Source organism: Flavobacterium laiguense (assembly GCF_003097655.1).
Taxonomy (GTDB): Bacteria; Bacteroidota; Bacteroidia; order Flavobacteriales; family Flavobacteriaceae; genus Flavobacterium; species Flavobacterium laiguense.
Map to the genome: position 1 here is coordinate 1 of NZ_QCZH01000041.1, position 4,724 is coordinate 4,724.

At 40.2% G+C, this 4,724-nt stretch carries 1 protein-coding gene; it reads right to left on the minus strand.

The features are described 5' to 3' along the window. Positions 1–4,016, minus strand: a 4,016-nt coding sequence (locus DB891_RS17210) for a beta strand repeat-containing protein (RefSeq protein WP_394336001.1), incomplete at its 3' end; no start/stop codon positions are given. Positions 4,017–4,724 lie beyond the last annotated feature (708 nt).

Below are 4,724 nucleotides of genomic sequence, written 5' to 3' on the forward strand. Positions count from 1 at the left end.
ACACCGGTTCCTGTCAAGGTTACCGCTTTAGCAGTTGCTGTCGTACACCAAGGGGAACCTGAATAGGAGATACTAGCCGTTGGTAAAGCAGTTATTGTTACCGAAGTAGTTGCTGTTACAGCTGCACATCCACCTGCTGTTGCAATAGTGTAGGTAACCGTATAGGTTCCATCCGTACTTGTACTTGGGGTTATTGTACCCGTTGCAGCGTTAATAGTTAAACCTGATGTTGAGCTGTAAACTCCACCGGTATAAACACCGGTTCCTGTCAAGATTACCGATTTAGAAGTTGCTGTCGTACACCAAGGAGAACCTGAATAGGAGATACTAGCCGTTGGTAAAGCAGTTATTGTTACCGAAGTAGTTGCTGTTACAGCTGCACATCCACCTGCTGTTGCAATAGTGTAGGTAACTGTATAGGTTCCAGCCGCACTTGTGCTTGGGGTTATTTCTCCTGTGGAAGCGTTAATAGTTAAACCTAGTGTTGAGCTGTAAACTCCACCGGTATAAACACCGGTTCCTGTCAAGGTTACCGCTTTAGCAGTTGCTGTCGTACACCAAGGAGAACCTGAATAGGAGATACTAGCAGTTGGCAAAGCAGTTATTGTTACCGAAGTAGTTGCTGTCACAGCGGCACATCCACCAGCTGTTGCAATAGTGTAGGTAACCGTGTAGGTTCCATCCGTACTTGTACTTGGGGTTATTGTACCCGTTGCAGCGTTAATAGTTAAACCTGATGTTGAGCTGTAAACTCCACCTGTATAAACACCGGTTCCTGTTAAGGTTACCGCTTTAGCCGTTGCTGTCGTACACCAAGGAGAACCTGAATAGGAGATACTAGCAGTTGGTAAAGCAGTTATTGTTACCGAAGTAGTTGCTGTTACAGCGGCACATCCGCCAGCTGTTGCAATAGTGTAGGTAACCGTATAGGTTCCAGCTGTACTAGAACTTGGGGTTATTGTACCCGTTGTAGTGTTAATGGTAAGCCCCGCTGTTGATGAATAAGTTCCACCTGCTGCTCCTGTTAACGTTACCGACTGAGCCGTTGCTGTCGTACACCAAGGGGAGCCTGAATAGGAGATACTAGCAGTTGGCAAAGCAGTTATTGTTACCGAAGTAGTTGCTGTTACAGCGGCACATCCGCCTGCTGTTGCAGTAGTGTAGGTAACCGTATAGGTTCCATCCGTACTTGTGCTTGGTGTAATTTCTCCTGTGGAAGCATCAATAGTTAAACCTGATGTTGAGCTGTAAACTCCACCAGTATAAACATCGGTTCCCGTTAAGGTTACCGCTTTAGCAGTTGCTGTCGTACACCAAGGAGAACCTGAATAGGAGATACTAGCAGTTGGCAAAGCAGTTATTGTTACCGAAGTAGTTGCTGTTACAGCTGCACATCCACCTGCTGTTGCAATAGTGTAGGTAACTGTATACGTTCCATCCGTACTTGTACTTGGGGTTATTGTACCCGTTGCAGCGTTAATAGTTAAACCTGATGTTGAGCTGTAAACTCCACCTGTATAAACACCGGTTCCTGTTAAGGTTACCGATGTAGTAGCTGCTGTCGTACACCAAGGGGAACCTGAATAGGAGATACTAGCTGTTGGTAAAGCAGTTATAGTTACCGAAGTAGTTGCTGTTACAGCTGCACATCCACCTGCTGTTGCAATAGTGTAGGTAACCGTATAGGTTCCAGCCGCACTTGTGCTTGGGGTTATTTCTCCTGTGGAAGGATCAATAGTTAAACCTGATGTTGAGCTGTAAACTCCACCGGCATAAACACCGGTTCCTGTCAAGGTTACCGATTTAGCAGTTGCTGTTGTACACCAAGGGGAGCCTGAATAGGAGATACTAGCAGTTGGCAAAGCAGTTATTGTTACCGAAGTAGTTGCTGTTACAGCGGCACATCCGCCTGCTGTTGCAGTAGTGTAGGTAACCGTATAGGTTCCATCCGTACTTGTACTTGGAGTTATTGTACCCGTTGCAGCGTTAATAGTTAAACCTAGTGTTGAGCTGTAAACTCCACCAGTATAAACACCGGTTCCTGTTAAGGTTACCACTTTAGCCGTTGCTGTCGTACACCAAGGAGAACCTAAATAGGAAATGTTTGCGGTAGGCAAAGCCGTTATAGTTACCGAAGTAGTTGCTGTTACAGCGGCACATCCGCCTGCTGTTGCAATAGTGTAGGTAACTGTATACGTTCCTGAAGCACTGGAACTTGGGGCTATTGTGCCCGTTGTAGCGTTAATGGTAAGTCCAGCTGTTGATGAATAAGTTCCACCTGCTGCTCCTATTAACGTTACTGACTGATCCGTTGCTGTTGTACACCAAGGGGAACCTGAATAGGAAATACTAGCAGTTGGCAAAGCAGTTATTGTTACCGAAGTAGTTGCTGTTACAGCGGCACATCCGCCAGCTGTTGCAGTAGTGTAGGTAACCGTATAGATTCCAGCCGTACTTGTGCTTGGGGTTATTTCTCCTGTGGAAGGATCAATAGTTAAACCTGATGTTGAGCTGTAAACTCCACCAGTATAAACACCGGTTCCTGTTAAGGTTACCGATTTAGCAGTTGCTGTCGTACACCAAGGAGAACCTAAATAGGAAATGTTTGCAGTTGGTAAAGCAGTTATTGTTACCGAAGTAGTTGCTGTTACAGCGGCGCATCCACCTGCTGTTGCAATAGTGTAGGTAACTGTATAGGTTCCAGCGGTACTTGTGCTTGGTGTAATTTCTCCTGTGGAAGCATCAATAGTTAAACCTGATGTTGAGCTGTAAACTCCACCAGTATAAACACCGGTTCCTGTTAAGGTTACCGCTTTAGCAGTTGCTGTTGTACACCAAGGAGAACCTGAATAGGAGATACTAGCAGTTGGCAAAGCATTTATAATTACCTCTGTTATAACAGATTTGGCACAACCTCCTGTTGTAAATAAATAAGTTACTGTGTAAGTGCCCGGTTCACTATTGGCAATATCAATTAATCCAGATCCATTAATAACCAATGCACTTGAGGATGCCTCAAAGGTTCCTCCCGTTACGCCTTCGATTGTAAGTTGTTTTGAAGCACCAGCAATTTTGCAATAGGCTCCACCACCTATAATTTTCGCAGTTCCTAAAACTAAATTTATAGGATATGGACCTGCAAAATCATTTAATGCTGAATTAGGTTCTGCTGAAGTTTTTGTTTTGACTAAAACAGTCCCGAATGAACCACCTTCACAAAGACTGTTTGCTGATGTAAAAAAAGCACTTATATTTATAGCTGCTTCAACAAATTGTTGAGGAAGAGTATATTGATCCGCCCCAAATGCACCTCCAGTAAATGTATCTACTACCCCTGTATTTGTCTTTCCAAAAGCATTAGTACCAGAGTCTGTGACCAATACATAACTAGTGCCGTTCCATGTATAGAATTTAACAGTTGCTAAACTACCACCATTGGTATATTCTACTGCAAGTAAAATATCGTTAATAGTTCTTCCTCCGGCTAAAGTAAAGCTTCCATTAGCATTAGTCGTTAATGGTTTTTGAAAAAATTCAAAATCAATATAACTTGTACCGGTATTAACTAATCTATCACTTGCAATGATCAACCATTGGTTATTATTATTTGTTTCAACTCCTAAATGGATCAAAACATTATTTATATCCCCTTTTCCACCAGCTTTACTGGTGGTCCAACTCCATTTTGTATTTGGGTCTTCATTGAATTTTCCACCACTAAAATTATTATCAGCAGTAGAATTGTATATATCTGTAAATCTATAGGTAGTTACTGGATTTACAGCAGTTCCATCAAGGTAAAATACATGTTGACCAGAACTACTGGAAACACCAGTGCCAGGTATCCAATCACCTATGTCATCCGTTGGGGTATTTGCTTTAAGGTTTCCATCAATACCGAAACCATTATAGGGAAAAATGACAGGTGCCGTTTGCGCTATTACCGTCGAGAAAGTCAGGATACTGAATAAAATAAAGGTAAATAATTTTGTCGAATGAGTAAAAATTGTTTTCATATTGATTTGTTTTAAATCGTTAGAAAGTATTTTAGATTAGGTATATAGTGAAATCCACATATAATAATATGCGTGAATTGTTGAATGACTAATTTTATAAAGCCATAAAGCTTTATAAAAATCAAATAAATAGTTTTGCAGTTACTCAAATAAGTAGAATCTTAGGGGGATTTTGAGCAACGAATAGATAAAATATAATAGAAGCAATTCTATAGAAGAAGAATGCTTATAAGAAAAAAAAGTTAGTTTTTATTCCCATATTTTTAGTGTTAAGTTATTACTAGATTAGGGGTCATTTAAATAGTATCGTCTTGAATATTTCTTTTCTTTTTGTGCTTATAACTAATTGTATATGATAAAGTTAACTATAAACATTTAATTATACTACTAAAATTCTATTAATAGCATAAAAACTCGTTAAAGGACCTTTTTTTTGAATTAGAATGAAAATTATTTCATTTTTTGATTCTTTTTTGCTCAATAAATATTTCTTTTGGCTTAAGAGTAGAAGAGGGTAGGGAAATAATGATTCAGATTTAAGATTATGAACCAAAAAGGCTACCCTTAATTGGATAGCCTTTTTTGTTTTTAGGAATTGTTTTTAATTTATAAAGCGGTAATAATAAACTCACTACGTCTGTTTTGTTGATGTTCATCTTCGGTACATTTTACGCCATCGGAACAATTATTGTATAATTGATTTTCACC